The 25,245-nt window shown below is 56.2% G+C and carries 21 protein-coding genes and 3 tRNA genes; 12 read left to right on the top strand and 12 right to left on the bottom strand.

Annotated elements, in window-relative coordinates; all coding sequences use genetic code 11:
- Window positions 1-9 precede the first annotated feature (9 nt).
- Window positions 10-1,611: a protein translocase subunit SecD gene (gene secD, locus D6851_RS09675; protein ID WP_120324672.1), complete on the bottom strand. Its 1,602-nt coding sequence runs from the start codon at window positions 1,609-1,611 to the stop codon at window positions 10-12.
- Between the two features lie 44 nt (window positions 1,612-1,655).
- Window positions 1,656-1,976 carry a preprotein translocase subunit YajC gene (gene yajC, locus D6851_RS09670; RefSeq protein WP_120324671.1) on the bottom strand — a complete coding sequence of 107 codons (321 nt, stop codon included), beginning with the start codon at window positions 1,974-1,976 and terminating at the stop codon, window positions 1,656-1,658.
- 181 nt (window positions 1,977-2,157) lie between these two features.
- Here yajC and D6851_RS09665 point away from each other — a divergent pair.
- The 5 genes from D6851_RS09665 to accC all read left to right on the top strand — a co-directional run bounded on the left by D6851_RS09665 (window position 2,158) and on the right by accC (window position 5,473).
- Window positions 2,158-2,234: transfer RNA gene (locus D6851_RS09665), tRNA-Pro, on the top strand.
- Window positions 2,235-2,488: 254 nt separating this feature from the next.
- The gene (locus tag D6851_RS09660) at window positions 2,489-2,902 is read left to right on the top strand and encodes a holin family protein (RefSeq protein ID WP_120324670.1); all 414 of its coding nucleotides are present in this window, start codon (window positions 2,489-2,491) and stop codon (window positions 2,900-2,902) included.
- A gap of 208 nt (window positions 2,903-3,110) precedes the next feature.
- Window positions 3,111-3,545: a type II 3-dehydroquinate dehydratase gene (aroQ, locus tag D6851_RS09655; protein WP_120324669.1), complete on the top strand. Its 435-nt coding sequence runs from the start codon at window positions 3,111-3,113 to the stop codon at window positions 3,543-3,545.
- Between the two features lie 67 nt (window positions 3,546-3,612).
- Window positions 3,613-4,119, top strand: a complete 507-nt coding sequence (accB, locus tag D6851_RS09650) for an acetyl-CoA carboxylase biotin carboxyl carrier protein (protein WP_238474022.1) — start codon at window positions 3,613-3,615, stop codon at window positions 4,117-4,119.
- A gap of 4 nt (window positions 4,120-4,123) precedes the next feature.
- Window positions 4,124-5,473, top strand: a complete 1,350-nt coding sequence (gene accC, locus D6851_RS09645; protein WP_120324668.1) for an acetyl-CoA carboxylase biotin carboxylase subunit — start codon at window positions 4,124-4,126, stop codon at window positions 5,471-5,473.
- A gap of 71 nt (window positions 5,474-5,544) precedes the next feature.
- Here the strand turns inward: accC and D6851_RS09640 are convergent, their stop codons facing one another.
- Complete coding sequence (locus D6851_RS09640) at window positions 5,545-6,021, bottom strand: Lrp/AsnC family transcriptional regulator (RefSeq protein ID WP_120324667.1); 477 nt, start codon at window positions 6,019-6,021, stop codon at window positions 5,545-5,547.
- 205 nt (window positions 6,022-6,226) lie between these two features.
- On the opposite strand from D6851_RS09640, the gene D6851_RS09635 reads away from it, so the two are divergent.
- From D6851_RS09635 to D6851_RS09625, 3 genes are all read left to right on the top strand, one after another.
- Window positions 6,227-7,882 (top strand): sensor histidine kinase, encoded by a 1,656-nt coding sequence (locus tag D6851_RS09635; protein ID WP_120324666.1) that lies wholly within the window; start codon window positions 6,227-6,229, stop codon window positions 7,880-7,882.
- A 20-nt stretch (window positions 7,883-7,902) separates the two neighbouring features.
- Window positions 7,903-8,898 carry a polysaccharide deacetylase family protein gene (locus D6851_RS09630; protein ID WP_420797105.1) on the top strand — a complete coding sequence of 332 codons (996 nt, stop codon included), beginning with the start codon at window positions 7,903-7,905 and terminating at the stop codon, window positions 8,896-8,898.
- Between the two features lie 66 nt (window positions 8,899-8,964).
- Window positions 8,965-9,040, top strand: a tRNA-Ile gene (locus tag D6851_RS09625).
- Window positions 9,041-9,094: 54 nt separating this feature from the next.
- Here the strand turns inward: D6851_RS09625 and D6851_RS17750 are convergent.
- Entirely contained in the window at window positions 9,095-9,247 is a 153-nt protein-coding gene (locus D6851_RS17750) for a hypothetical protein (protein ID WP_183030047.1), read from the bottom strand.
- A 182-nt stretch (window positions 9,248-9,429) separates the two neighbouring features.
- Between D6851_RS17750 and D6851_RS09620 the strand changes: the two genes are divergently transcribed.
- On the top strand, window positions 9,430-10,419 hold the full coding sequence (locus D6851_RS09620) for a helix-turn-helix transcriptional regulator (protein ID WP_183030046.1): 990 nt from the start codon (window positions 9,430-9,432) through the stop codon (window positions 10,417-10,419).
- 87 nt (window positions 10,420-10,506) lie between these two features.
- Window positions 10,507-12,690, top strand: coding sequence for a TonB-dependent receptor (locus D6851_RS09615; RefSeq protein WP_120324664.1), 2,184 nt, complete (start codon window positions 10,507-10,509; stop codon window positions 12,688-12,690).
- A gap of 43 nt (window positions 12,691-12,733) precedes the next feature.
- Here the strand turns inward: D6851_RS09615 and D6851_RS09610 are convergent, their stop codons facing one another.
- Entirely contained in the window at window positions 12,734-12,946 is a 213-nt protein-coding gene (locus tag D6851_RS09610; protein ID WP_120324663.1) for a hypothetical protein, read from the bottom strand.
- A 441-nt stretch (window positions 12,947-13,387) separates the two neighbouring features.
- On the opposite strand from D6851_RS09610, the gene D6851_RS09600 reads away from it, so the two are divergent.
- A complete protein-coding gene (locus tag D6851_RS09600; protein WP_120324662.1) occupies window positions 13,388-14,014 on the top strand; it encodes a glutathione S-transferase family protein in 627 nt (208 codons plus the stop codon).
- Between the two features lie 21 nt (window positions 14,015-14,035).
- On the opposite strand, the gene D6851_RS09595 is transcribed toward D6851_RS09600, so the two are convergent.
- The 6 genes from D6851_RS09595 to D6851_RS09570 form a co-directional block, all read right to left on the bottom strand.
- Entirely contained in the window at window positions 14,036-14,893 is an 858-nt protein-coding gene (locus D6851_RS09595; RefSeq protein WP_183030045.1) for a pirin family protein, read from the bottom strand.
- Between the two features lie 325 nt (window positions 14,894-15,218).
- Window positions 15,219-16,247, bottom strand: coding sequence for a FecR family protein (locus tag D6851_RS09590; RefSeq protein ID WP_120324660.1), 1,029 nt, complete (start codon window positions 16,245-16,247; stop codon window positions 15,219-15,221).
- Window positions 16,240-16,800 (bottom strand): RNA polymerase sigma factor, encoded by a 561-nt coding sequence (locus tag D6851_RS09585; protein WP_238474021.1) that lies wholly within the window; start codon window positions 16,798-16,800, stop codon window positions 16,240-16,242. Before D6851_RS09585 ends, D6851_RS09590 begins: the two co-directional genes overlap by 8 nt.
- A 73-nt stretch (window positions 16,801-16,873) precedes the next feature.
- On the bottom strand, window positions 16,874-19,834 hold the full coding sequence (locus D6851_RS09580) for a TonB-dependent receptor (protein ID WP_120324659.1): 2,961 nt from the start codon (window positions 19,832-19,834) through the stop codon (window positions 16,874-16,876).
- Window positions 19,835-19,946: 112 nt separating this feature from the next.
- Window positions 19,947-22,691, bottom strand: a complete 2,745-nt coding sequence (locus D6851_RS09575; protein ID WP_120324658.1) for a TonB-dependent receptor — start codon at window positions 22,689-22,691, stop codon at window positions 19,947-19,949.
- 216 nt (window positions 22,692-22,907) lie between these two features.
- Entirely contained in the window at window positions 22,908-23,612 is a 705-nt protein-coding gene (locus tag D6851_RS09570; RefSeq protein ID WP_120324657.1) for an NPP1 family protein, read from the bottom strand.
- Between the two features lie 238 nt (window positions 23,613-23,850).
- Between D6851_RS09570 and D6851_RS09565 the strand changes: the two genes are divergently transcribed.
- Window positions 23,851-23,927, top strand: a tRNA-Pro gene (locus D6851_RS09565).
- Window positions 23,928-24,053: 126 nt separating this feature from the next.
- Here D6851_RS09565 and D6851_RS09560 read toward each other — a convergent pair.
- Window positions 24,054-25,241 (bottom strand): pyridoxal phosphate-dependent aminotransferase, encoded by a 1,188-nt coding sequence (locus D6851_RS09560; protein WP_120324656.1) that lies wholly within the window; start codon window positions 25,239-25,241, stop codon window positions 24,054-24,056.
- Window positions 25,242-25,245 lie beyond the last annotated feature (4 nt).

Below are 25,245 nucleotides of genomic sequence, written 5' to 3'. Positions count from 1 at the left end.
CCGGACCCCTTAAATATTCAAATCGTTCGGGCGTGCCTTGCGCAGCCAGCCAGCAACCCACATGCGGGTTAACGGAACAGCCGTGAAGACCGAAGTGAACAGACCGATCACCAGCACGACGGCAAAACCGCGGACCGGACCGGAACCGAACAGGAAAAGCAGCACGCCGGCGATAAAATTGGTGATATTGGCATCATAAATAGCACGGCTGGCTTCGCGATAACCGTTTTCAACCGCTGTAAACACTCGCCGCCCGCGCTTTCGTTCTTCGCGTATGCGCTCATTGATAAGCACATTGGCATCTACCGCCGCGCCGATTGTCAGCACGAAACCAGCAATCCCTGGCAGAGTCAGCGTAGTGCCTAGCACAGCCATGATACCCAGAATCATCAAGACGTTAATAACCAGAGCGCAAGTCGCGTAAATGCCGAAACGACCGTAATGCGCGATCATCAGCGCAATCACCAGAAAGGAACCGATGCCCATTGCAATCAGGCCCTTGCGGATCGAATCCGCCCCAAGATCGGGCCCGACCGTACGTTCTTCCACCACGGTCAGATCGACTGGCAGAGCGCCCGAACGCAATGCAATGGCAAGCTGGTTGGCCGATTCGACCGAGAAGTTGCCCGAAATTTGCGCGCTGCCGCCCAGGATCGGCTCGTTGATATTGGGAGCGCTCAGAACTTCGCCATCGAGAATGATGGCGAAAGGCTTGTCGACATTCTCACTTGTCAGACGGGCGAATTTCTGTCCGCCCTGCTGGTCGAAAGTGATCGAGACAACCGGACGGTTCTGCCGGTCGAAGGTCTGCTGCGCATTGGTAAGCGAATCGCCACGGATACCACCGAGGCGCTTGACCGCAATAGAGGTACCGGGTGTATTGCTGCTGGCTGCATAGGGCACGATTTCGCTGCCCGGAGGTGCGATACCCTGTTCAATATCGGAGGGCAGCGCGGTTGTATCGACAAGTTTGAATTCGAGATTAGCCGTCTGCCCCAACAGATCCTTCAGCGCCTGCGGGTTCTGCAGACCGGGAACCTGCACCACAATCCGGTTATCCCCCTGACGGATAATGGTAGGCTCCCGTGTACCGAGCGCATCGATACGTTTGCGGACAACTTCGGTAGCGCTGTCCATTGCCTGCGTGACTGCCTGATCCAGCCCGGCGCGGGTCTGCGTGATGACGAAACGCGTGCCGTCCACCACCCGAATATTCCAGTCCCGCTGTCCGGTGAGCCCGGCCCCCGACGTCAGCGGCTGAATCGCTTCACGCGCAGCATCGACCTGTCCTGCATCTTCCAGCAGAAAAGACAGGCGGCCATTCGCGCTGGAGAAATCACCATAGCGAATGCGCGGCTCGGCATTGCCTAATGCGCCTCGCACGGCCTCTTCCATGCTTTCAAGGCGCTGGCGCTCTACCTGATCGGGATTGGCTTCCAGCAAAATGTGGCTGCCCCCGGCAAGGTCGAGGCCGAGATTGACTTCAGGGTCGGGCAGAAAGTCCGGCCAGGGTTCCCCGGTTATGGAGAAGAGCGAAGGGATAGCTGCTGCAGCGATGACAAGCGCCACCATCCACAGCCAAATCTTTTTCCATCGGGGAAAATCGAGCATATCTGCGCAATCTGTCCTGTTATCAGCGTCTGGCCGACTGTGTTTCAGTCGTTAGCGGGTTTGCTTCCTGGCTCGATCACATCGCTAATCGTGCTTTTGACGATCTTGACCTTCACACCCTGAGCAATTTCCACATCGGCATAGTCATCATCCACCTTCATGACCTTGCCGACAAGCCCACCAGCCGTCACGACCTTATCGTTCTTGCGAATGCCAGTGATCTTCTGCTGATGTTCCTTTTGCCGCTTCATTTGCGGGCGAATAATCAGGAACCAGAAGATCAGCACCATGCCGACCAGAGGAAGAAAGTTGAACCAGCCGGGAGCACCGGCCCCGGAGGCACCGGCGGAAAGAAAATCAAGCATAGTGACGACTCATTCTATCGGGAATATCCGAAAATTCGTTGGGTTGAAGCCATGTAGCGCCTTTAGAAAACGTACACTTCCTCGTCCCGTGGCGCGCCGACTAGCAGCAAAGCACAGAAGTAGCAACGCAGCGGGTTGCCAAGGCAGAACACACGCCGTATAGGCGCCCCTCCACTGGCGGCGGGACGTAGCGCAGCCTGGTAGCGCATCACACTGGGGGTGTGGGGGTCGCTGGTTCGAATCCAGTCGTCCCGACCAGTGGTAAGCTCAACCCATGAGCCGAGAAAACGGGTGGCGTAAGCCGCCCGTTTTTCTTTTGTACCTTTGGCTTGTGGCGAAAGCCGCGCTCTCGAATCAGAAGATTTGCCACCTGACAAGACAGCACAAAGCTCGCCTGCCCCGTTCGGTGATGCCCGGCGGTTTGTCAGTCGATGAGCAAACCGACATCCCGCTTTCCTACACAAACCATATAGATTCAAAATCATCCACTCTAAAACCAGTGGAGATTACCGATGCCCCTGCTCGATTCGCTTATCGGCCCCCTCGCTTCGATCATCGACAAAGTGATTCCCGACAAAAACGCCCGCGACAGAGCCAAGCTGGAACTGCTCCGACTGAAAGGGTCACAGGAACTTGACACGATTGAAGCCCGTCTCTCGGCCATTGTGGCCGAAGCGAAATCTACCGATCCTTGGACCAGTCGTGCCAGGCCAAGTTTTCTTTATGTCATTTATGCTTTGCTTCTCTGGTCGCTGCCGATGGGCCTTCTGGCCGCTTTTCGTCCAGGTACAGCGCAGGACATCACACAAGGTATGAATGCTTATCTCAACGGCCTGCCTGAACCGCTCTACGCGCTCTTTGGAACCGGCTATCTCGGCTACACCGCAGCGCGGCAATGGGGGAAAATGAAAGGCTCCGACAAATAACAGGAAATGTGCTCCTGTCGAAAATGTCTTATCCGACCAGTACCCTTCTCATTATTACCCAATTTTAGAGGCGTTAATGAGAAGGGCTATTTTTCACCGGCACCGCAACCAAACGCCTATTCTCCGATTTACCCTTGTAAGACAGCCTTCTTGCCCTCACCTCGACGAGGCGTCATGGCTACAGGCAGATCAAATCAAGGGATATTCAATGTCCGATACAGTTTACGTCCTTAACGGCCCAAATCTCAATCTTCTCGGCGTGCGCGAACCGGAAATTTACGGCGCCGATACGCTGGATGAAATTGCAGGCGGTCTTGAGGACAAGGCCAAGGCTCTGGGCCTTGAACTTGAAGTGCGCCAGTCCAATCATGAAGGCCATCTGATCGACTGGATGCATGAAGCACAGGCAGAAGGTGCCAAGGCTATCATTCTCAATGCCGGTGCGCTTACCCATACGAGTCTTGCGCTCTACGATGCCATACGCGGCATTGCCCTGCCGGTGATCGAAGTGCATCTTTCCAACCCGCACGCACGCGAAACCTATCGTCATAAAAGCTTTGTCGGAATGGCGGCAACCGGCTCGATTTCAGGCTTCGGACCGCTCAGCTATGAGCTCGCTCTTGAGGCTGCAGCGAAACTGTAACATGTTTATCCGATGGGCCTGCTCTTGCCATTAAGGCTGTTCATCCGCATAGCGCCCGCATAATTCGATGACCCGTGAGGATTTTATGGGCGATAGCAAGCGCGACAACGGAATGAAAATTGACAGCTCTCTCGTCCGCGAACTGGCGGACATGCTGGCCGATACCGGCCTGACTGAAATTGAAGTGGAAGACGGTGATCGCAAGATTCGCGTCTCCCGGGGCGGTGGCTTGATGCCAGCTACCCAGATGGCACCGGCCGCACAGACAGCAGTTCCGGCACCTGCCGCAGCACCAGCAACCGCTGCAGAAGCACCGCCAGCCGATTCCGCGACGGATCTGGCGGGTGCGGTCAAGTCCCCCATGGTGGGAACGGCTTATCTCGCCCCTGAACCGGGTGCAGCGGATTTCATCAAAATCGGTGATTCCGTAAATGCCGGCGACACGCTTCTCATCGTTGAAGCGATGAAAGTGATGAACCCGATTACTGCCACCAGTTCGGGCAACGTGAAACAGATTCTGGTAGAAAATGCTCAACCGGTCGAATTCGATCAGCCACTGGTCGTGATTGGCTGACAGTATGGGTATTTCCCGCATATTGATCGCCAATCGCGGCGAAATCGCCCTGCGCATCCATCGCGCAGCTCATGAAATGGGCATTGAAACGGTTGCTGTTCATTCAACTGCCGATGCCGATGCCATGCATGTCCGGCTGGCAGATCACGCCATCTGCATCGGCCCGCCATCGGCCACGGACAGCTATCTGAATCAGGCTGCAATTATTTCCGCAGCCGAAATTTCGGGCGCCGATGCGATTCATCCGGGTTACGGCTTTCTTTCTGAGAATGCGCAATTCGCTGAAATCGTCGAAACGCACGACATTAAATGGATTGGTCCCAAGCCTGAACATATCCGCACGATGGGTGACAAGGTTGAGGCCAAGCGCACTGCAGGCGCGCTCGGCCTGCCGCTTGTTCCTGGATCGGATGGCGCCATCAGTTCGATCGAGGAAGCCGCAGAAGTTGCAGAGCAGATCGGCTATCCGGTTCTGGTCAAAGCCGCATCGGGCGGCGGTGGCCGCGGGATGAAGGTCATCCCGACTGCGGCGGATCTGGCAAGTGCTGTGGCGCAAGCCAAAAGCGAAGCCAAAGCTGCTTTTGGCGATGACACCGTCTATCTCGAAAAATATCTCGGTAATCCGCGCCATATAGAGTTTCAGGTTTTCGGCGATGGTAACGGTAATGCCGTACACTTGGGTGAACGTGATTGTTCGCTTCAACGACGCCACCAGAAAGTCCTTGAGGAAGCACCCTCGCCTGTTCTTTCACAGGAAGAACGGCAGCGAATGGGCAGCATTGTCGCCAAGGCAATGGCTGAAATGGGCTATCGCGGGGCCGGAACGATTGAATTTCTGTGGGAAAATGGCGAGTTCTATTTCATCGAAATGAACACCCGTCTGCAGGTCGAGCATCCCGTAACGGAAGCGATTACCGGGGTGGATCTGGTTCGCGAACAAATCCGCATTGCCGACGGAAAACCGCTCTCAGTCCAGCAGGACGAGATAGAGTTCAAAGGCCATGCCATCGAATGCCGGATCAATGCTGAGGACCCGTTCAATTTCATTCCCTCTCCGGGTTTGGTGACCACCTATCATGCAGCAGGCGGTATGCATGTGCGTGTCGATAGCGGTCTTTACGCCGGGTACCGAATCCCGCCTTATTACGATTCGATGATCGCCAAGCTGATCGTTTATGGCCGCACCCGCGAAGGTTGCATCATGCGCCTGCGTCGTGCGCTGGAAGAAATGGTGATCGAGGGGGTCAAAACCTCTATCCCGCTTCACGAAGCTTTATTGAACGAGCCAGATATTCTGGACGGGAATTATTCAATCAAATGGCTCGAAGAATGGCTCGGCGAGCGCGAAGCCTGATATCGTTTTGATACATTTGATACTAAAAGGGGCGGAACAATCCGCCCCTTTTTCTATTCCGAATCTGTCGCTCAGTCGCCCGAAGGATCGAGCGGTACGCCGGGCACCTGTTTCGCTGTCCGGATAGTGAGCGAGGTTTTGACACTCGCGACATTGGGCGCCGGCGTCAGCTTGCTCGTGAGAAATTCCTGAAAGCTTTGCAAATCGCGGCTGACGATCTTCAGGATAAAGTCGATTTCACCATTGAGCATATGACATTCCCGAACTTCGGGCAGCGTCAGAATATGATCTTCAAATGCACGCAGAGCCTCTTCGGCCTGACTACGCAGACTGACCATTGCAAAAACAGTGATTGCAAAGCCGAGCTTAGATGCATTCAGATCGGCATGGTAACCGCGAATGACGCCGTCATCCTCCAGTGCCCTCACCCGGCGCAGGCAAGGCGGAGCCGTCAGCCCGACGCGCTGCGCCAGTTCCACATTGGTGACTCGTCCTTCTGCCTGTAACTCGGCCAAAAGGCGGCGATCGATTTTATCGAGCGTAGCCATCGGTCTGTGCCCCGTATCTGTAAGGCGGGAACATCCCCCCTACCCGCAATTTCACGAATATCGCCAAAAGGATGCGATAATTTTATTATCTATGGACGCAATTGTCCCGCTTTGCAACGCAGGAACTGAATGGCTTTTATAACAATTTCGAACCACTAAGGCAGAACCCGCCGTGAACTGCCCGTTTTCCGCGACCGGAGTCTGAATGCATTTTGACGATCGCCTTGCTACTGTTCTGCGCGCCCGCAGCGGTAACAGGCATGCCGCATGCACTCAATTTAGGCAATTGCTCGACATACTCGGCTCAGAAACGCATATAATCGGAAACACCCAAAAGGATAGGGCGCTGGCAAGGCTGCACGACCTGACACAGAAGCTGCCCGCCTCGACACTGGAAAAGATTATCAGAACGCCGGGCACAAGACTGCGTAACCCTGAACTTCTGGCAACTTTGTGCGATGGAAATCCCAAACTTTCCGCCGCAGCCTTGTCCGTTGCCCGGCTGACTGAAGAGGAATGGGCAGATCTCATTCCGCAATTGCCCATTTCAGCTCGCGGCTTCCTGCGCCATCGCAGGGACCTGCCCAAAGCGGCCGAACGCATTCTTGCCGATCTTGGGGTGCAGGATCTGGTACTGCCCGGCCCCGTACATGCCGCAAATTCTTCATCCCTGGAGCCATCGGAACAAGTCACGGTGGATCATATCGGCGTCTCTCACGAAAGCGATATTTCCTCACTCGTCGCACGGATCGAAACCTACAGGCAAAGCAGCACTCAAGCGGACACTATACGATCCCGGCCCAAGCGCATGGCAGGCTGCGATTTTGCCACAGATCGCGCCGGGCGAATCAACTGGGCCGGAGAGCCAGCCACCTCCTTGCTGGTTGGTTTTTTTCTGCCCATTCATGAAGCTCTGACCGAAGGCCATGACCGTCAGCTCGGGGATCTGATTCGCCGTCGTCAACCTATCAGCAATATCCGCATCGATCTTTCCGGTGCCGAAGCCATAAGCGGACCGTGGAACGTCAATGCCAGCCCCCGCTTCGATAAAGAAACAGGACGCTTCATCGGATATGCCGGTCGGCTGAGCCGTCTTCCTGACAAAGATCTTCTGCCTGAAGATCCGGATACTGACAGTAAATCCGACAAGATCAGGCAGATGCTGCATGAATTGCGCACGCCGGTGAATGCCATTCAGGGTTTTGCCGAGGTTATTCAGCAGCAGGTTCTTGGCCCCGCACCTAACGAATATCGGGCGTTGTCAGCCGGAATAGCCGTGGATGCAGCGCGTCTTCTGGCAGGCTTCGAAGAGGTGGATCGACTGACCAAATTGCAAAGCGGTGCTATGCAGCTCACCGAAGGCGCATGTGACATGCGCGAGGTGGTGACCGACACGGTCAAACGACTTGAAGGTCCTTTACGCCCCCGCGGAGCCGCTCTCGGCCTGCATTGCAAGGATGAAACATATCCGGTGGCATTGACCGAAGAAGATGCGCAGCAAATGATCTGGCGTATACTTGCAACCGTTGCCGGCGCTCTCGCCCCCGGTGAAGTGATCGAATTGCATCTTAGCGGCGATAATATGACGCTTCAGCTTGCTGTCGATCTTCCCATGGCCATGCTCGATACAGAGGATCTCTTTGCCCCCTCTACAGAAACGCGAACGCGCCCCCTCTCTGCAGGCATGTTCGGACAAGGTTTCACACTTCGCCTCGCACGGGCGGAAAGCAAGGCGGCAGGCGGTACATGCAACATTATCGATGAGCGGCTTATATTAACCCTGCCCATCTTGACCGCAGACACACAGATTAATAGCCACTCTAATACAGAGGAAAATAGCCCTTCGCCAATTTGGCAATAGATCTGGGAGGCAGGTTGCCGATGCGCTCGATTATCGAACCTCCACCAGCTCATGCCATCGCCCGGTTCAGTGATGAATTCGGTCAGCGCTTTTTGTTGACTGTCGACACAGAAGAAGAGTTCGACTGGAATAAACCCCTGACCCGTGATGCCTATGATCTGCACCATCTGGTTCATCTGGGCAGGTTTCAGCAGTTCTGTGAGGAAGAGCAGGTGGCTCCGGTCTATCTGATCGACTGGCCAGTTGCCAATTCCCCACTGGCGGAAGAGATTCTGCGTCCGGCAGTCAAACGGAAGAAAGCCGAAATCGGCATTCAACTGCACCCCTGGGTCAATCCACCTTTTGAAGAAGAGGTCAATCAACTCAATTCCTTCGCCGGCAACCTTTCCCGATCACTGGAGCACAGCAAATTCCACCTGTTGCGCAATATGATTCAAGACCGCTTCGAAATAGCGCCAGTCATGTATCGCGCGGGCCGCTACGGAGCGGGACCTGACACCGCAAAAATGCTGCAAAAAGATGGTATTGCCATCGACAGCTCAGTGCGTGCACGCTTCAACTACAATGCTCAGGGCGGACCTAATTATCAGTCACATCCGCTCTGCCCCTACTGGTTGGACGATACTCACCAGCTGCTCGAACTGCCTCTGACAACAAGCTTTTTCGGTTTACTGCGAAAACAGGCGGACAGCATCTATCCGATGCTGCGGCGTTTTCCAGCATTGCGCGGAATCTTATCACGCCTGGGACTTATCGAGAGAATCCCGCTGACTCCTGAGGGCGTCAGCATCGAGGAAGCTATTCGGGGAATCGACATAGCGCTGGATGACGGCCTGCCAATGCTTGTCTTTTCTTTCCACAGCCCCTCGCTCGCACCGGGTCACACGCCATATGTTCGCGACGATAAGGATCTCGACCAGCTCTATGCATGGTTCCGGCACATTTTCGCCTATTTGAAGCAGCGCAAGGTACGGCCTGCATCGATCCGCTCCGTAATGGATGCGGTCATCCGCTAAAGAATGATCGTGGCGCTTGCCAGCCGCAAAAGGCCAAGCTAGGCACGGCTCCGCGCGAAGCGATAAGGGCCTGTAGCTCAGTGGTTAGAGCTGGCCGCTCATAACGGCTAGGTCGCGGGTTCGAATCCTGCCGGGCCCACCATCGCTTCGCGTTTTCCATTTTAAAGCAACATCTTATTTTTGGGTTAGCTAAACTTTATTTAAAAAAGTTAGCCAAACCCATTATCTCCATTGCACGATCAGCCATGGCTTCCTGCTCTGCTGCGCGGGTGTAACGGGACATTTCAGAATCACTTGTATGGCCGGTGATTGATTTGATGAACTGATTGCTCAGCTCCATTTCAGTCACTCGCCGGCCGGCCGCTTTGCCGCTTTGCGTAAGCCATGCATGCTGAAACCATCGAGCCCCGCATCCACACATCGATGAGAGAACCAGTTTCCAAAGCTTGCATCGGATTGATACGCCGCGCCTTTCTCTGTGGTCACAAAAACCCCGAAGACATTCGCCAATATAGCGCAGTGAAGCAATTTTTGCTATCACGTCTCATTATCGTTAATGAAATTGGCGATGCGCGAACTACTTATATGATGATGGAGATGGGCGCCGCCGCGTCAAAAGATCGAATGGACCAGAACGAACCGGAAACAGTTTCTCGTATCGAACAGATCGGCCGCGCCAGCGGGGTGGTATCGTCGATGCATGTGGTCAATTCTCCTAACGGAATTCTGCATCACACAACCGAAGTTCGAAATTATGAGAAACATTACAAGGCATCGGTCCCTGCCGGATTGCATTTGAGCTGCGGCATAGCCACTCTGCAAACCTCAGAAGCCGATTTTGGCACCGCGTCATTGGACGGTAGCGGTCTGATTGCGATGTATTGTGAGGAAGACCGGCCCCACTTCTCTACACGGATCGCTGCGGGGCCCACACGGTCTTGCGGTCTTTTTGTGCCGTTATGCGAGGGGTTTAGCTATCCGCAACTGGAAGAGATTGCCCGGCGCCTCACTTCTGCAAAAATGCATGCCAGCGAGGCGATACCGCCAGATCGCATAGCTGCATTGTGTGCACCAATCGATCCCTGGTTTCAGGGCGATGCACGCGACCTCATGATGGAGGCCCGCGAGATAGAACTTATTGCCCTTTTCTGGAACTGGATGGAGCAGCGCGCCGACAGCGAGCGCATATCAGCCGCACACAGCCGCTATGCACAAAAAGCCTGTGAATATATCGAAGCGCATTTGGCTAATCCTCCATGTCTGAGAGATTTGGCGCGCCAGGTAGGCATCAATGTCCGCAGTCTCACGACGGCTTTTAGGCAAACATATGGCATCTCGATCGCAGCCTATGTCACCAAAAGGCGCCTCGAGCATGCGGCTGAGTATATGCGCGAAGGGATGAGCGTCAGTTCAGCAGCTTATGCGGTGGGATATACGCCGGCCCATTTTTCCAACGCCTATATGCGACACTTCGGCATACGCCCACGTGAAATCGCCAATATCCGATTCCGGGGACCGTAATTCAAACGCCCAATGCCGCAAGCCATCATGATTGCGGGCTCGCAGGCCACTCCCTAGTTGCGAGTAAATCGCAACTAGGGAGTGTATATGTCTACCCGTTTCCGCTTTGGAGCATGTCTGGTCAGTCTTAGCTATGCCTTGAGTAGCACGACGCAGGCCTGGAGCCAGGACGCTGCTGAAGCACCCGCCGACACATCGGAGATTGTTGTTACGGCAACGCGCACTGATGAAACGCTGATCGACGCACCCATTTCGGCAACTGTGTTGACAGAAGACTTCTTGCGCGATGCGCGTATTCAGTCTCTGCGCCAGATCGACGACTACGTTCCCAATGTGCAATTCAATCAACTCGGCCAGGTCGGCGGCACATACATCACCATCCGCGGTATCGAATCCAACCCCTTCATCGTCAATCGCGCCGCAGTCTATATTGACGGTATCCCTTTCAGGCAGCCATCCGATCAGGCGCTGGGCTTCGCAGAACAGGTCGAAGTCCTTCGAGGTCCGCAAGGTACGCTCTATGGCGCCAATACCGAGTCCGGTCTGATCCTGATCCGTACACGCCAACCCTCCGACCATCCCGAAATCGAGGCAACCGCTTCTGCTTACAGATTTGGTCATGGTTCCGGCTTGCAGGGGCGCGCATCGATCGCCGGCCCCATTACGGCTGACACGCTGGCCGGCTCGCTGGTGCTGACACATGACACAGCTGACAGCTATGTTCGCAATCGAGCATCATCGATCGATGAAGAAGGCAAGATCCACAAGACCTTCGTGCAAGGCAAGTTGCGCTGGACACCCGACAGTGCGCTCACCGTCGATGTGATCGGCTATGCCTCGCTGCTGCGTGCGCCGGGTCTGTACGAGCAGGAATTTCTGCCGATGGACCGTGACCGTTACGACGCACTTTACGGCGCCTATAATGGAGGGCGCAGGTCGGGGCGTTACGACCTGTTCCATGATGCACCCAAGAGAACGCATGAAAACGAGTATGTGCTCGGCGCGAATGCCCGATACGAGTTTGGATGGGGCAACCTCGATACCAGCCTTTCCTGGCGGAAGGTAAGCGACACCAGCGTCGGTACCGATCTCGACATGACGGGGTCACCGGCAACGGCAGGGGGGCATGAAGACCGCGACCAGTACTGGAATTTCGAGGGGCGGCTATCCTCTCCAGCCGCAGCGGACGTGCAATGGGTTCTCGGGATCAATCATTATCGCGACAAACGCCGCAAGCGCCTGTCCACTCTTGTCGGAACCGGTGGCCTGGACGACTATAACTATGCACCGCCGCAAACCAGTCGGGCACGCGACACCGCCGGCTTCGCGCAGGTTACCGTGCCCGTCGTGCCGAATTTACGCCTCACAGGAGGCCTGCGGTACGAGCATGCGGCGCGCTACAAGGAGCAGGCAGAAGGCTCATTGAGCCTTGGCCCGGCGGGCGAATTTACTTTCCCGGCGGAAGAGCTTGAGGACAGTTTCGATGCGGTCCTGCCACGGGTTTCAATCGACTGGAAGCCCGTTGAGACGGTCACGCTGTACGCTTCAGCCGCCAAGGGGTGGATCCCAGGCGGCTTCAATCTCGCAGCGACCGGGGCAAACATTGAGGGCAACTTTTCGAGCTATGATCCAGAGCGTCTCTGGACATATGAAGTGGGCTTCAAGGCATCCTTGGCCAACAGACGACTGCTGTTCGGGGCAGCTCTCTTTCACACCGATGTCGACAACTGGCAGGAATACAATCTCCTTTACACCGACACAGGCCAGGTCGCCTCGACCACGCTCATCACCTCCACTGCGCGCGTCAGAACACGCGGATTTGAGGTCGAGCTAACCGGCAAGCCCACAAGGCGCCTGGATATAGCTGCTTCATTAGGTGTGGTGGACGCGAAATATCGTGAATATCAGTTCGGAATCGATCAGGATTTCGCCGGCAATCGAGTGAAACTGGTTCCTCGATGGGACGCCTCGCTCTCAGCGAGCTGGCGCCCTTGGAAAGGATTGTATCTGCGCGGTGAAGCGAACGGAACCGGAGCATCGTCGTTGCGGGCGGACAGTGCAGCATGGCAGGATGCTTACTGGCTCGCAAATTTGCAGATCGGCTGGGAAGCAGAGCACTGGGATTTGCGGCTCTATGCGGACAATTTAACCGACGAGCGCGCATTCGTCACCAGCGCCTATACCAACTCTCTCTTCGGCTATGATGGTACCTACTACGCTGGCGTTGGCGCCCCACGCGTGGTCGGGATCGAAATGGGCCTGAAATGGTAGGTGTTTTTGTCTAGATCCGCCAACATTGCTGTCGCCCGCTAGCTCATCTGGAGTTGTCGATATCCGCCATTCCCTCACCAGATGCATCCGGCTCCCCAAAGCGCAGGGAGCCGGACGGACTTTTACCGGTTTTGCGCCGGTCGTTTTCAGTTACTGCAAACTTCCGAACACCCTCTTCCGGCAGAAGCTGGTCAAGCGTGACTTCTCCGAAGCGCGTCATGAATAGCGCGGTTGCAGCGTTCAGCGTATCTGCCATCACCTCATTGACGCTACGCTCAATAAAGCACTCGGTCGGACGGTCCCGATTCCCGATGCGCACCGCTGGCTGACCCGTTCGGTCGCGTTTAGTCAGCACGGGGGAACCGATGCTGCAAAGAACGGGACGATGGCGAGGATGATGCAGGACCGCCTACCCCTCGGAACGCCTGACGAGGAGGAAGACCTGTTGCGTGAAGCCGGCTTTTCAGACGTGGAAATGTTCTATGCTGCATTCAGTTTTCGAGGTTGGGTCGCGTCAGCTTAGAAAGCGTAGTCAAGTCTGGCATTTACGGCTCATTGCCTGTTTGTCGGTTATGGGCGGATCTTCGGATGGTTGCCGTGTTCGCGCCGCTTCCGTTCGAGACTGGCCGCTCTGATTTCGAAACCATTGCCCAGTTAACCCGTTTCGCCGAATAACTGCGAAAAGGAATTTAGACGAATGGAACTGTACACCTGGAACACACCCAACGGACAGAAGCCAATGCTGATGCTGGAGGAAATCGGAGCGGAATACACGATTGTACCGATCGACATCACAGCCGGTGCACAGGATGAGGCAGCATTTCGTCAGATCAATCCCAACGGGAAAATACCCGCCATGCGCGATAGCGATCTGGTCATCTTTGAATCGGGTGCCATTCTGTTGCATCTGGCCGAACGCTCGGGCCGGTTCCTGCCCGAAGACCCGTCTGCCCGCATGACAGCCCTGTCCTGGTCTTTCTGGCAGGTTGGCGGGCTGGGACCGATGGCCGGTCAATGGGGCCATTTCACGCGCCGCGAAGAGCGTAATCCCTACGCAGAGAAGCGCTACCTCGACGAAACGCTGCGGCTGTTCGGCGTGCTGGAACAGGCGCTTGACGGAAAAGACTGGCTTGCCGGAGGCAGCTATTCGATCGCTGACATGATGGCCTGGCCCTGGGTGAGCGGAATTTTCGATATCTTTGCCGCCAATGGCGACAAGTGGGCGGAGGATTATCCGGTCGTCAATCGCTGGTGTGAAGCAATCGCCACTCGCGAGGCCACAATTCGTGCTCTGGAGAAGCTCAAACGTGCCGTTGAAGATTGATATGGTGAAACGAAATTGCGGTCATGAGAGCGGCTCGAGCCGCCCCATCGCACCGCTCCGATAGCGCATGGCAGCCTCGCCTATCTGTGCCTCGCTGTTCATGATGAACGGACCGTATTGCACCACCGGTTCGTTCAGCGCCTGCCCGCAAAGCAGAACGATACGCGCATCACTATCCGAACCAATTCGCAGCGAATCCGCCGCGTCGCTCACGCTAATCGCCACGGCATCGCCCGCCGTCAGCACACTTTCATTTGCTTTGGCGGTAAGGCGCACCTCACCGCTTTCGCAATAAACCAGCATGTTCCGGCCCGCCTCGAGCGGAAAGTCAAGGTCACTACCGGCGATGAGAGCACAATCAAGCAGATCGATGGAGTCTGCGGACTGAAGCGGAGATGCGATGCCCCGATAGCTGCCAGCCACAATGCGTACCGTGCTACCGCCGGGGACCGTACTAACCGGAACTTCGCTTCCGTCGAGACGCATGACCAGCGGCGGAGTGTTCTTGGCAGCAGCGCTCATATTGATAAATATCTGCAGGCCGTGGACTTCGCGTCCGGGCTTGGCAGGAAGTTCATCATGCAGCACGCCTTCCCCTGCCTGTGTCCAGACGATGCCGCCCGGCCCGACGACGAAATCGTTACCGAGCGAGTCCCGATTACGCAGGCCACCGGTACTGTCTTCGAACAAATAGGAAATGGCAGAGAACCCGGCATGGGGGTGCGGCGCAAAGGTTACCGCATTCATGCGATAGTGGTCGAACCCCATGATCGGGTCCGCCGCACCACCGAAACGACCCGGCTCCACTCTCAGGGCAGAAAAACCGGAGCCAAGCTCGGCCTTCTCGGCGGCAATCACGGATGAAAACTGAATAGTCATGTTAAGCGTATCCGTTAGAACGGCTCCCTCAGGCGGACGCAGCCAGATCCAGACCCACATCGATATTGCAGTGCATCGGAATGGAACGAAAACTGGGCCTGTGCCGTGATCGCTACAGCCGCGAATTGAACAGTTTCTAGATGGGTAGAGATAGAGCTTACGCAAGGTTTGTAGCCGCCACTACCGCCCTAATCGATTAGTCCTCCGCCCGCACCGCAACCGCTGCGCTGTGACCAGACCGGTCTCTAATCCTTGCATATGCCAAATGCACGGTTCGGGAAGCGCTGATTCTGCCGCAATGTTATGATTTCATGGCCGATAATCTTCACCCTCGATCCGTTCGGACCAGATAGACCGCGCCATTCCTTCTTTTTGTCTGCAAACCGAAAAGCGCACCGATCAGTTCCAGCGAAGCCATAGGCTCCCCCAGCCGGAAGCGGCCGCTAAATCGCAGATCGGCGAGTTTCGGATCGTCCAGTTTCAGCGGTGTCGCACTGTAACGTGCCAGCCGTTCGACCGCGAAACCGAGCCGCATGGAATCCGCATCCAGCCAGTCATTCTGCCAGTCCTGATGCATATCGGGATCGAAGGCACCGGTACGGATGGAAGCATTATTGACCTGCGCCCATTTCCGGGCGGGAAGGACCAGTTGCCCCCCGTCATGCGCATCAAGCTGCACCCGACCGGAAAATACCCTCAGTTCGCTCGCATCCGAAAGGTGATCGACACTGAAGCTGGTACCCAGTGCCGTCATATCGGCCATTGGCGTATGCACTTCGAAGGGGCGCTCAGCATCATGCCGGACATCGAAACGCGCCGCCCCATGCTCCAAAACGAGCCGGCGACGCCGATCGGAAAAATGCACGCTGACCGCTGAAGAAGCATCGAGCAGCAATCCAGACCCGTCTGGCAGAGTAAGATGGCGCCTTTCACCTACGGCACTGGCAAAATGCAGTGTCCGCTCCGAAGTCTCACTTCGATCCTCATGCAGGAGCCAGTAGCCAGCCAGTGGAACAGCCAGTGCACCTGCCAGTCCCGCAGCCATTGCCTGACGGCGGCGCAGCGGTCGTGCCATAATCGATGGTTGGCGAGAGGCGGAATGGCGTGGCGCTGCAGGGCGACGGAGCGATTGCTGCACCGGTTCCGGCTCAGCAGCATTCATATCCGCCATTTCCAGCGCTTCGGTCAGCGCCGTATCGCTTATCAGGCGACGCATCCGGTTAAAGGCCTGCGCGTGTTCCGGTGCGTCCTGTAACCATGTGACAAGCCTGCGCCGTTCAGCCTCGTTCAGCTCATCGAAGCGATCAGCCCAGTCGGCAGCAATTTCGAGTATGGCGAGCTGCTGCTTATCCATTATCTTTATTTCCCATTCCAACCGGTCCCAGATCGCCCTCCAGCGACAGAGTCAGGTCAGCCATGGCGCGCACGAGATGTTTTTTCACCGCTTCGATACTCAGATTCAGCTCTTGTGCGATTTCCTGGCGTGACTTGCCGTCAATATGTCGCATCCGGAACACGATGCGCCGCTGCGGCGTCAGCCTTGCCAGCGCAGCTTCGAACCGGGCGAGACGCTGCCGGTAATCGAGCACTTCGTCGGCCAGCGGCAATTCGCAAACCAGTTCGGGACCGTCCAGACCGGTTTCCCGCACAGATTTACGTGCACCGGAAAGGATCACCGAATCCGCCACTCTGAAAGCATAGGCCAGCGGTCGGTCGATCACCTGCCGTTGCTCCTGCTCCATCACTCTGACAAGCGTTTCCTGCACAATATCCTCCACCTGATCGGGATCTCGCATGCGCTTGCGGATGTAACTCTTCAGCCGGGTCATGCCTGCAGATAGCTGGAAGGCGGTACTGCTCATATCCATGTTCAGTATCCCGATCGTGCGGACATCCTGCCCGGCCATCCCGAACCTGCTCCTTTAAGAGGCACAAAGAACGGTTGCGGGGACAGGAGAGGGATTAAAAAAGACATCATGGTCAAAACCGAAACCGCATTCCGACGGAAAAAACGCGGCCGCTGCGGGTCTTTGCCAGCAACCGTCGGGCCTCCTGGCCAGTATATTGGATGACCGGGGCATTGGTGAGATTGCGCGCTTCGAAAACGGCTTTAACGCACGCGGCGAGACTGACATGCGCCGCGAAATCAAGCGTGACGCTGCTTTTGATCCACTCGCCCAGATTGCCATTATTGCCGAGACCCGACCGATACGTTCCCCGATAGGCCGCAGCAAGCCGCGCATCCCATCGCCTGCCGCTGTAATAAACGGTCGCATTGCCTGACCAACGCGACAAATCGATCAGCGGCAGATCCACGGCTTCGCCATTATAGGTCACATCGCTATCACCCGAAACGAAGGTCGCATTGACCTGTACGCCCAGTCTGTCGAGCGGTGCGGGCAGAAAGCGCAGATCCTGCTGAACAGCCGCCTCGATACCGAAAATAGTGGCCCCCTTCCCGTTTACCGGGCGGATGACATTGTAGAGGCTTGCCCCGTCTTGTCCGGGGTAGAGAAAGGCCAGCGGATAGCCCGTATCGGCATAAGCCATAAGGCTGGTTTCCGAAGTGATGAAAGAATCGAGATGTTTATAAAACAGGCCCAGCGAAACATAGCCGTCCCGATCGCTATAATGTTCCAGCGACAGATCGAGCGCATCCGCTGTAAAGGGCCGCAAGGCGGGATTGCCGGTTGTGATCGTGCCACCGAAAGGTGTGGCATTCACTTCGGCAGCGGTGCGCAGATCGGCGACGTCCGGCTGGCTGACATTACGGCTGGCAGCCAGCCGCAGCAACAGATTGCGATGCAATTCCAGACGTGCTTCGAATGAAGGCAATACAGTGCCATTGGAGCTGGTCTGGCTGACAGTGATCTGATTAAGATCATCACTTGCCTTACCGGTCGAATGGGTGCGAACATATTGATATTGCAAGCCGAATTCCGCCTGCACTGGCAAGCTGCCAGCTGTGCCCTCAAAAGCCACCAGAGCGAAGAGGGCCGATGTTCGCTCCGCGATACGATAATCGCCGCCCGGTATGTCATCAGCACCTGTCAGGACCCTGTTTTGACCGGTGGCGAGGAATGTCCGACGGACATCACCGACAATATAGGGTGCAAAAGACGGCCCGTCGAACAGTGACAGCACTGCATCGGGCGCAGCAGGATTCTGCTCATAATCGACCCGGGCACGCCTTTCGTACCCGTCATTTCCGAAAAAGCGATAGGCACTGCCTGCACGCAGTTCGAACCCCGGACTAAGCCGATGCGACAGTTCCAAACGGACCGTCGCATTCTCATTCACGATCGAATCTTCACGCGTATCCGCCCGCATAAGCTCCCAGCTGGACGGAGCGCTGGTATCGAAACCGTAAATATTGCGCGGGTGCGATCCGGTTGCCGTAAAGATGAAATCCCGCCCGGACGATTCGAGGAATACCTTGTCGAAGACCGGCTCGTCGAAGTCCGATCTGGCATAGCCTGCACGAGCTGTCAGCAAAGTGTCCCGACCGAGCGGATATTCGAGCGAAAGGACCGCCTGATCGAAATCGGTGTGGTCTTCGGTGCGTTTATGCTCAGTGCGCATATCCACACCGCTCAGGGCCGCCGTCACAAGCGTATCGCCGCTGATCGTCGCGGAACGGAGCCTTTGCGTGCCGGTCACATCGCCGGTGAGACCGTTTGTGCCGGCAGCGGCCAGGGAATATTCCTCCCGATGATTGCTGAGCCGCGCATGAAGGAGATCGACAGCCAGCTTGAAACCGCTATCCGCTTCATGCTGAATCGATGCCGCCATGTTCAAACGGTCAAAGCGATTGCTCCAGGTCGAATAAGTCTGCGCGCGCGCCATATAGACCGGTGCGCCTTCGCCAAGGAGACGGGCACGCTCCGCATCCGCAACATCAGGCCCGATATTGTCCGCTCCGAAAACAACCGGAACCCAGTCCCAGTTGCGATAGCCATATTCGGTGACCCGGTTATGACTATAGGAAACCGTTGCGAGAACGCCCCACCGGGCATTACGACGCGACAATTCGACCACCACCTGTGGTGTAAAACCCTCACTATTGCCGCTGGTGCGGGCCTGCCCGGCCACAAGCGTTGCGTCTCCCGGCAGGTCGAAGGGTCGCATGGTGCGGAGCGCCACTGTCCCGCCCACACCGCCGGCATCGCGATCGGCAGCCCACGATTTTTGCACCGCCACTTGCGAAAACAAGCTGGCATCGAACACCGAATAATCGAACCGGCGCTGCCGCGCTGCTGCACCGCGATTATCGAAACCCGATGCAGTCGTCGCGAGCGCTTCCATTCCGTTAAGTGTGGTACGGGTGAATAACGGCCCCAATCCGCGCAACGAGACCTGCCGCCCTTCCCCATTGTCGCGACTGATCGTCACACCCGGCAAACGCTGCAACGCATCGGCAGCATTGTGATCGGGGAAAGCGGCGATATCTTCAGCGCGGGTAATTTCCACAAGGGTTTTCGCTGCATGTTTAACAGCGGCGGCCTGCCGCAAACTCTCGCGATAACCGATAACCGTGATTGGCAAGTCGCTTATTTCCGGCACAGCAACCGGGGCGGATACAAGCCGGGCAACCGGGGACGATGCAGAAGCAGGAGCGGGCGAGACCGCAAAACCGCTTGTCATGCGGGTGATATGCACCGGCAGTCCCTGCGTGATGCCGGCAAGCATTTGCTGCACTGTGCAGCGGCAGCGAAAACTGCGGGTAATGCGCAGATCGGGGCTGATGGATGTGACGATCTGAATATCCGCCTGCCGGGAAATCGCCTGCAAGGCATCGATCAGACGGCCGGAGGGAATGTGAAAGGACACAACTTGCGCATCCGTCCTGTCCCGTGCTTCGACGGGCTGCACGCCAAACGACACAGTCAGGGTAAGACATGTGCAGAAGACAAGAATACGGCCCCATTCGCGCAAAGACACAAAGCGCCCTCCTGCGCGGGCGGCTATCAGCTATGCGTGACAGAGATATGACTGGCCAGAAGGGGATCGGGGGACCGAAACAGCCCCCCCGATCCTGGCATGTCCGTTCCAATCAGAACTCGAAGCGAACGCCGCCCATCAATGTCGTCCCTGAACGGGTATTCACATAAAGACGCTTGGTGCTGTCCGAATACTGCTTCTCATGCTGATTGGTGAGATTGATCGCATCCAGCGTGATCTGCACATTGTCGGTCAGCTTATAATGGGCGGACATATCCAGATAGATCGTCGGAGCATAGCCCGACAGGTCCTGATCCTGCCCGCCGCCGCTGGTGATCGGCGCTGCGCTGTAGACATAGCCGCTGCGGTAATTAGCCGAGACCCGCATGTCGAACTTCGTATCCTGATAATATAGCGTCGCATTGCCGTTATATTTGCTCAGACCTTCCAGCCTGGTATCGGCACCGCCGCTATAGATCGTCGAATAATCGAAATTCGAATCGACATAGGTGAAGTTGAGCGCCGTGCCGAAACGATCGAACGGAGCGGGCAGGAAAGTGAAATCGGTCTGCGTCGAAAGTTCAATGCCGTACAGATCGGTCTTGCCCAGATTGACCGGGTGCGAGAATGTCTGCACCGGTGTATCCGCCGTCAGGCCCGGTAGCAGATCGGTCGGCAGACCCGTCGCGCTGTAAGGCACATCGTTATCCGTCCGGGTGGTAATGAAGCCATCCAGCGTCTTATAGAACACGGCTGCGGCCATCGAGCCGACCTTGCCGAAATAATATTCGAGCGAAAGATCCAGATCGGTCGACTTATACGGGCGAAGCTGCGGATTGCCGACAGATACGCTATATTCGCCATTTTCTTCCGAAACGCTGCCATTCACCGCCATCGCGCCGAGCGAAGGCCGGTTGATGTTGCGCGCTGCAGCTGCCCGCAGCAGCAGGTCCGGATTGAGTTCAAAAATGAAATTCGCGGCTGGCAGAATGCCGTCATAATGGCCGTCCACCGATAGCGAACCGACATTGGCAATACCGGTCGAGGTAATGTCCGTACTGTAATAGCGCGCACCTATGTTGCCCCGGAATGGAATGCTGCCCAGATCATGATCCCAGCTATACTGGACGAAACCGGCAGCCGTCCGCTCTTCCACCGCGAAGACATTTTGCGGGTCGCTCAGTTGCGCCTGACGACTCACGCCAAGCTGTGAAAGCGCTTTACCGTAATCGGCCACCACCCAGTCCTGGCCGCTAAAGCCGGTATAGCTTGTGGCGTAGCCGGAGATATCGTCACTGACTGAACCGTCCTGAAAGCTGCTCCGCAAGACGTTATCGGCGGTTTGCGAATAGCCGCTATTCTTGAACCGGCGCCATTCGCCGCCAATACTCAGCGTATCGCCGGAAGAAACCTCATAATCGAGCTTGCCCTTGACGTTATCGAAAGCGGTATCCTGATAATTGGCAGACATGTCGATTTCATGCGCATGGTAATTCGCCGGATCGCCGGTATCCCAGCCAAAGCTGTTAACCAGTGAATAGGTGCCGCCACGATAGTCGGAAACGACATCGCCGAACGCTTCGGTATAGAATTTGTCGCTCAGCGGCATATCGTAACTGGAACGTTCGATACCGCCGAGCACTGTCAGTTTGAGCCGCGAAGTGAGATCGGCATCGCCATTGAAAACCACCTGCTTGAAGGTGTTCTTGGTATTCTGAATACGCGTTTCGGAAGCGGTATTGCCACCCGATACGTCCAGATATGTCACCTCGTTCTGGTCATTCCATTCAATCGCATTAATCGTCGAATTGGGATAGGTCACACCGGCATGGGTGGTACCGCCCCCCAGCCAGGTCGAACCGAAGGATGCGCGCGAAGCAAGATGGGTTTCGAAGCGGTCCGCCTTGAACTGACCATACAGGCCGTCAAGTGTGAGATGGACGGCATCGGCAGGATTCCACTGGATCGAAGCGGTCAGGCCAAAACGGTCCTGCTTGCTGTCCCATACGGAATAGCGATTGCCACGCGGGAAACGCAAACCGCCGGCATTGATGGCATCCTGCTCATCCTGGGTCAGGTTTGAAATGTCGCTGCCATAAGAACCGCCGCTGCCATCGGCTGGATCATAGGGCTCGTTCAGGCGCCAGCGATAGGTGTCGACACCTTCTTCGCGGGTCTTGCGATGGCTGTAAGCGGCGGAAACGAGGATACCGAAATCGCCCCAGTTCCTGGAAACGAGACCGGTCAGGCGCGGCTGGAAATCCTCCGTGAGCGTGTTGGTACCGCCCTGCGCCGAAACGACGAACTTGGTGCCGTCATAATCGAACGGGCGCGCCGTGTAGAGGCCGACAGTCCCGGCCAGACCGCCTTCGGTCTGTTCGGCTGAATAGGACTTCTGAACATCGACACGGTTGAACAGTTCGGCCGCGAAAATATTGAAGTCGAAGGCACGGTCACGCGAATTCTGACCGCGGCTGTCCTGCGGCGAATCCACATTGCCGAGAACTTCCATGCCGTTGAGCTGGACGCGGGTAAAATCGGGCCCGAGGCCGCGCAGACTGACCCGGCGCCCCTCGCCTGCCTCGCGATTGATTGCCACACCGGGCAGGCGTTGCAAGGCTTCGGCCAGATTGAGATCGGGAAAAGCGGCAATATCGGAAGCAACGATGGAATCCTGAATAATCGTCGCATTGCGCTTCACATCGCGCGCCTGTTCCAGACTGGCGCGATAGCCGGTGACGACGATAGTATTGTCCGGCGTTTCCGCAGTGCCTGCCGTTTCCGCCTGAGCGAAAGCGGGTTGCGCGACAAAAGCCATGGCCGTCGATACAAGCCAGAGGCTGTGCTTCATTCTCATGATAAGATCCCTCACTTCTACATCCGACACCCGTCCATCCGGGCTGTGAACGATGGTGAAGAGGGAAAGTCCGCTTTAACGGGGACAAATATTTTTGTTAAATTTCAAAGACAAATTGTGACATTTTAAAGAATTTAATTAAAAATGGGAAAATTTAATATTATTAAAACTTCTTTTTAAATTATTGCTTGATAAAAATTAGAAATATATAAAATATTATTTGAAATACGCTTTTTCGATGTTTTTAAAGAAATTGCTATCTTTCATCGGTACATTACCTGCACCGAAATCGGTATCAATCAATGCATCACGCGCTACGTCAGGTAGTTTTTCCCAGTGAATTAAAGGCTGTTCGGTTCCTTCAGAATCTGTCGAACCGAGCTGATGATGCGTGATACCATTCGTGTAATATTTTACCTTGGAGTGGAATCCATCGAGGGGTGGCGAGGTGGTGCTGGTGTACCCGCCATGAGCCGAATAAGACACGGCAACGATGTTGGCGGTTTCGCTGCAAGCGGAAAGCCAGACGACAACATTTTCCCAATCATGTCTGTGCCCGTCGCGAACCTGATCCTTGGGGAAATACCAGGCATACATAACCGCACACAGACTATCATAATGGTGGGCCCGCACATAAACCTGGCCGACACTGGATGCGCAGTCGCCATTGCGCGCACCGCTCGGTCTGAGACCGCCGCTGCTATTGCCATCGGCATCAACTGCCGGAAATGGAACGCACCCGTCTTCTACCTTCAGCTCAGGCTGGAACTTGAACAAATATTCCTGCGCTGCGGCAGAAAGAGGCTGAACCGTATCATGGGCAATGACAGCGGCACGGGCATTTGCGCCAAAACTGAAAGCCAGCGCCAGTGCTACTGCGAGCCAGCCGGTAAGGGACCGCATGGAAATGGTAAGATACATCGAAATCGTCCTTCCCTCGTGCCGCTGGAGCAGCAGACACACACGACAGAAGACACTGCAGACCCTAAAGCGGGGACAGGCCCATGCAAGAGTCCTGCATTAAAGCCATTTAAGAGGATCACCTGACGGATCGGGACGAACTGCAAGCCGTGTCTCGCCCGGCCATCTTTATTGTATCTCTATGCTATGCTTTTCAGGCTTGCGGAAGAAAGCTGTCCCCCCTAAGGGAGCCGTGGCTCGGGGAGTAGCGCAGCCTGGTAGCGCATCTGTTTTGGGAACAGAGGGTCGCAGGTTCGAATCCTGTCTCCCCGACCATTTTCCGTTATATCGCCGGAAACAGGCTCTTTCATCCGAAGCGACGGCTTTCAGATGAAGAACCGGGATTTCGTGCGTGACGGCAACGAAACGCCGGTCCCCCCTTTTTACACACCCCTTATCGTCTTAGCCCAGCATGACCTTGTCTACTGCCAGACAGAATTTTTCCATATCCTCGGCCGAGCCCACCGATACGCGCGACATTTTGGGGTAAGCTGTCCATGACCGGCCGATCTGGACACCTTCGGCCAGCAAAGCCGCCATCATTTCCTTGGGTGTCCGGTCTTTCCATTCGACCATGAACATATTGGCCCTGCTTCCCGGCAGAACCGACAGGCCGCGTTTCTTCAGATGATCGGTCGCCATTGTCCGTGCAGCGATCATTTCATTGCGGCGCGCCTCGATCTGCGCAGCCAGCGTCAGTGATGCCGTGCCGGCGGCTACAGCCGTCATCGGCAGCATATTGATCACCTGCATACCGTCATAGCGCATCATGCGTTCGAGCAACTCCGGGGCGCAGAAAGTCAGTCCCAGACGCATACCCGCCATGCCGAACAGCTTGGAGAAGGTCCGCATGACGATCACATCGTCGCGCTCCACTGCCAGCCGGGCGGCATTGGGCGCCCCCGCAAAGTGAATATAGGCTTCATCGACCAGGATGATCGCATCTTTGGGCTTATTCTCGGCCAGCCAGATGATATCCTCGATCGGCGTCAGCGTTCCGGTGGGGTTGTTGGGGGAGCAGATGTAATACAGGCCCGCCTGCGGGTCCGCCGCCAGCATGGCTTTCACATCATGGCGGTAGTCCGCTGTCAGCGGCACTTTGGTTACTTTGGCACCGATCCAGTCTCCGGTTCGCCAGAGCACTTCATAGGTTGGATCGGCGGTAACGATGCCGCGCTCGGGTGAAGCGAAAGTGACGGCGGTACGGCTGAGCGGATCGCTCGATCCCGGCCACGCCGTGATCCGGTCGATCGGCACGCCTTCCACCTGATTTACCGCTTCGAACAGTTTGGCGTGGTTATTATCGGGTTCGTAGCGATTGCCTTGCTGGACGATCAGCATCGCCGCTTCGGCTCCGGCGGGAAACGGTCCGGTCCAGCACTCATTTGAGCCGATACGCACGGCACCGACCACAGCCTTCGCGGATTGCTGTGCGAAAGCGGGCGTAATCGTCTGGGCCAGCGCCACACCGCCTCCCAATAATGTCGCTATACGGCCGAAATGACGCCGCGAATAACCGCGCGAGAGCAAGTCTCGCTGCATATCGTCACTGACCGGGCGGTCGAGGACCGGGTTTTCATAGTCTGCCATTGGT

This window comes from Altericroceibacterium spongiae (genome assembly GCF_003610805.1).
GTDB lineage: Bacteria > Pseudomonadota > Alphaproteobacteria > Sphingomonadales > Sphingomonadaceae > Altericroceibacterium > Altericroceibacterium spongiae.
The sequence above is the reverse complement of the archived record's forward strand: the minus strand, read 5'-3'. Positions and strand labels throughout refer to the sequence as shown.